Here is a 4177-nt window from a genome sequence, read left to right as displayed (position 1 = left end):
TGGGGGGGGGAGGGGGGGGGGGGGGGGGGTGACCCCGGGCAGCTAGGTGTCGTCGGCGCCCTCGAGGACGTGGTCGGGCACGGCGACCGGCGGGACGACGACGGGCGCCGACGCAGCCGGGGTGCGGGCGTCGCGGCGGGTGCCGGGACGGGCGACCGCGGCGCGCTCGGCGTCGCGCAGCGCCCGTCGCGTGGGCAGGGGGTGCCCGTCGGAGGAGGGCAGCGGCACGGGGGTGCTCCAGTCGTGTCGTGCACCAGGCAGGTGGCGGTGGCGGCCGGGGAGGCCGAGACGGTGACCGGCCGCTCACGGTGCGTCGCACGGTTGAGGAGATGACCCACAGGGGTATCGGGTGCAGCCGGTAACGGCACGGTAACGACGAGCACCCGACGAGATCAAGCCGGGGCCCTGCGACGCTCGTCACCACCCGGTGGGCAGGGGCCGTCCCTCGTCGAAGCCGGACCGCGACTGCACGCCCACGACGGCGCGGTCGGCGAGCTCGGCCAGGTCCGAGGCGCCGACGTACGTGCACGCCGAGCGCAGTCCCGAGGTGATCTGGTCGAGCAGGTCCTCCACGCCCGGGCGCTGCGGGTCCAGCCGCATCCGCGAGGAGGAGATGCCCTCCTCGAACAGGCCCTTGCGGGCCCGGTCGAAGGCGGAGTCGTCCTGGGTGCGCGCGGTGACGGCCCGCTTGGAGGCCATCCCGAAGCTCTCCTTGTACTCGCGCCCGTCGGCGTCCACCTGCAGGTCGCCCGGGCTCTCGTACGTGCCGGCGAACCACGAGCCGACCATGACCTGGCTGGCGCCCGCGGCCAGCGCGATGGCGACGTCGCGGGGGTGCCGGACGCCGCCGTCGGCCCACACGTGCGCCCCGGTCTCGCGGGCCGCGGCGACGGTGTCGAGCACCGCGGACAGCTGCGGCCGGCCGACGCCGGTCATCATGCGCGTCGTGCACATCGCGCCGGGGCCGACGCCGACCTTGACGACGTCCGCGCCGGCAGCGACCAGGTCGCGGGCGCCCTCGCCGGTGACGACGTTGCCCGCCACGACGACGACGCCGGGCGCGGCGGCGCGGGCCGCGGCCACGGCGGACAGCGCGCGGTCCTGGTGCCCGTGGGCGGTGTCGACGACGAGGACGTCGACCCCGGCCTCGACCATCGCCCGGGTGCGGCCCGCGACGTCGCCGTTGATGCCGACCGCGGCCGCCACGCGCAGGCGCCCGGAGGCGTCGGTCGCCGGGGTGTAGATGGTGCTGCGCAGCGCGCCGAGCCGGGTGACGGCGCCGACCGGCCGGCCCGACGGGTCGACGACGGGCGCGAAGTGGCGGCGGCGGGCCTCGAGCTCCTCGAACGCGGCGCGGGGGCCCTTGCTCTCGACGAGGTCGGCGTCCAGCACCACCGGGCCGGGCGTCATGACGTCGCGCACCGGCGTGTAGCGGTCCACCCCCCGGCAGTCGGCCGCGGTGACCACGCCCACCAGGGCGCCGTCGGCCGGGTCGACGACGACCGCGGCACCGTGCGAGCGCTTGGGCAGCAGGTGCAGCACGGTCAGGGCGACGTCGTCCGGGCCCACCTCGACGGGGGTCTCCAGCACCGTGTGCCGCTGCTTGACCCAGCCGACCACGTCGCGCAGCACGTCCATCGGCACGTCCTGCGGCAGCACCGCCAGGCCTCCGCGGCGGGCCATGGTCTCGGCCATCCGCCGGCCGGTGACCGCCGTCATGTTGGCCACGACGACCGGCAGCGTCGCGCCCGTGCCGTCGACCGGGGTGAGGTCGACGTCGGCCCGGGAGCCCACCGACGAGCGCGACGGCACGAGGAACACGTCGTCGTAGGTGAGGTCGTGGGGGGGCTGGTGTCCGGGGAGGAAGCGCACGGTCGTCAAGTGTGGCCCACGCCCGCGGCACCTCCCCCCGGCCACGGACCGCGGTGGCTACGGTCGGGCGCATGGCTGCGGGGCGCCACGGGGCGGGGACGGGCACGGGGACGACGGGGGCACCGGCGGGTGCGGGGGCCGGGGCAGCACCGCCGGGCACCCGGGCCGGCGGGGCGCGCGGCGGCCTGCGGGTGGAGGCAGCGGGGCTCACCAAGCGCTTCGGCACCGTCCGCGCGGTCACCGACGTGTCCTTCTCCGTCGAGCCGGGCCAGGTGACCGGGTTCCTCGGGCCGAACGGCGCCGGCAAGACGACGACGCTGCGCATGGTGCTCGGCCTGGTCCGCCCCACCGCCGGGACGGTCACCGTCGACGGCCGGCCGTACGCCCGGCTCGACCGGCCCCTGTCGCGGGTCGGGGCGGCGCTGGACGGGGCCGGCGCCCACCCCGGGCGCAGCGGCCGGGACCACCTGCGCTGGCTCGCCGCCGCCGGGGGCCTGCCGGTGCGCCGCTGCGACGAGGTGCTCGAGCTCACCGGCCTCGCCGACGCCGGCGGGCGGAAGGTCGGCGGCTTCTCCCTGGGCATGCAGCAGCGGCTCGCACTGGCCGCCGCCATGCTCGGCGATCCGGACCTGCTCGTCCTCGACGAGCCCGCCAACGGCCTGGACCCGGCCGGCATCGCCTGGCTGCGCGGGTTCCTGCGCACCCTGGCCGGCGAGGGCCGCACCGTCCTGGTCTCCAGCCACGTCCTCAGCGAGGTCGAGCAGACCGTCGACCGGGTGGTCGTGCTCGCCGCGGGGCACGTCGCCTACGACGGCGTCCTCGGCGGGCTCGCGGGTCCCACGGGCGTCCTCGTCGACTCCCCCGACCGGCCCGCGCTCGCCGCCGCACTCGCCGCCGAGGGCCTGGGCTGCACCGGCGACCACTCCGGCGCCCTGCTCGTCCGCCCGCCCGAGGGCTCCCCCGTGCCCGTCGACCCCGTCCGGGTCGGCGCCGCCGCCGCCCGCGCCGGGGTCGCCCTGTCGCACCTGGCGCCCACCAGCCAGCGGCTGGAGGAGGCGTTCCTGCGCCTGGTGCAGCGGACCGAGCAGGCGTCCGCGGCGGCCCGGCGGCAGCAGCCGCCCGGTCCGGCGCCGGCGCGGCCCACGACCCCGGCGCAGCCCACGACCCCGCAGCAGCCCACGACGGAGGAGGTCCGGTGACCCGGGCGGTGCGCGCCGAGCTCGTCAAGCTGACGACGACCTGGGTGTGGTGGGGGCTGCTCGGCATCGCCCTGCTCCTCGTGCTGCTCAACGTCGGGCTCGTCTCGGCGCTCGGGCCGCTGGACGCGGCGGCCGCGGAGGCGTTCCCGTTCCCCCTGCTGACGACCACCGAGGGCCAGCTCGCGGTGGTCGGCTCCGGCTACCAGTCGGGCTACCTGATGTCCGCGGTGGCGGGCGCGCTGGTGGCCACCACGGACTTCCGCACCGGCACCGTCGCGCAGACCTTCCTCGCCGTCCCCCGCCGCGGCCTGGTGGCCGCGGCCAAGCTCGTCACCGGGGGGCTGCTCGGCCTGCTGTACGGCGTGGTGGTCCAGGTCCTGTCGCTGGCCACGGCCTGGGGCGTGCTGGCGCTGCGCGGGGTCGACCTGGCCCCGGCCGGCGACCTCGCCCGCCCGGTCGCCCTCGGCGTCCTGGGGATCGCGGTGTGGGCCCTCATCGGTGTCGGCTTCGGGCTGCTCGTGCGGCACCAGGTCGTCGCCGTGGTCACCGTGGTCGTCGTCGTGTTCCTCCTGGACCCCCTGGCCGTGCTCGCCCTGGGCGCCGTCGGCGAGGTGGGCCCGGTCGACCTCGACGTGGTCGGCTCCTACCTGCTGACCAGCGCGTCCACGGCCGTCGTCGAGGGCTTCACGGGGGGCCGGCTGCTGCCCTGGTGGGGCGGCGCCCTCGTGCTCCTGGCCTGGGCCGCGACCCTCGGCGGGCTCGCCTGGCGCACCACTCTGCGCCGCGACGTCACCTGAGCCGGGGTCTAGGCTGCCTCCCTGGTGGACGACTCCACGCACCACGATCGGAAGAAGGCGACGCACGCCGTGCCACAGCAGACCCCGGCAGACGACCCGATGGCGGGCTTCGGCCCCAACGAGTGGCTCGTCGAGGAGCTGCGGGAGGCCTACCGCGCGGACCCGGGCAGCGTCGCCCCGGAGTGGCGCGAGTTCTTCTCCGACGGCGCGCCGGGCCCCGACGGGGACAGCCCGGCCGACGCGCCCGCCGCCCACGAGGGGGCACCGCTGCGGGAGCCCGCCGCCGAGCCCGTGCCCGTCGCGGCACCC

The 4177-nt window shown here is 77.6% G+C and carries 5 protein-coding genes; 3 read left to right on the top strand and 2 right to left on the bottom strand.

All coding sequences use genetic code 11. From position 1 onward, the window contains the following. Positions 1 to 42: 42 nt before the first annotated feature. Together WCS02_RS18245 and WCS02_RS18240 are read right to left on the bottom strand one after the other, a co-directional pair. A complete protein-coding gene (locus WCS02_RS18245) occupies positions 43 to 228 on the bottom strand; it encodes a hypothetical protein (protein WP_340295713.1) in 186 nt (61 codons plus the stop codon). 189 nt (positions 229 to 417) lie between these two features. Further along, complete coding sequence (locus tag WCS02_RS18240) at positions 418 to 1872, bottom strand: GuaB1 family IMP dehydrogenase-related protein (RefSeq protein ID WP_340295712.1); 1455 nt, start codon at positions 1870 to 1872, stop codon at positions 418 to 420. Positions 1873 to 1943: 71 nt separating this feature from the next. On the opposite strand from WCS02_RS18240, the gene WCS02_RS18235 reads away from it, so the two are divergent. From WCS02_RS18235 to WCS02_RS18225, 3 genes are all read left to right on the top strand, one after another. Then, a complete protein-coding gene (locus WCS02_RS18235; protein WP_340295711.1) occupies positions 1944 to 3071 on the top strand; it encodes an ABC transporter ATP-binding protein in 1128 nt (375 codons plus the stop codon). Further along, positions 3068 to 3868: a hypothetical protein gene (locus tag WCS02_RS18230; protein WP_340295710.1), complete on the top strand. Its 801-nt coding sequence runs from the start codon at positions 3068 to 3070 to the stop codon at positions 3866 to 3868. Before WCS02_RS18235 ends, WCS02_RS18230 begins: the two co-directional genes overlap by 4 nt. Positions 3869 to 3892: 24 nt before the next feature. After that, positions 3893 to 4177: 2-oxoglutarate dehydrogenase E1 subunit family protein (locus WCS02_RS18225; RefSeq protein WP_340295709.1), on the top strand; the 285-nt coding region annotated here is incomplete at its 3' end.

Source organism: Aquipuribacter hungaricus (genome assembly GCF_037860755.1).
Taxonomy (GTDB): domain Bacteria; phylum Actinomycetota; class Actinomycetes; order Actinomycetales; family JBBAYJ01; genus Aquipuribacter; species Aquipuribacter hungaricus.
This window is presented reverse-complemented; position numbering and strand designations above follow the sequence as displayed.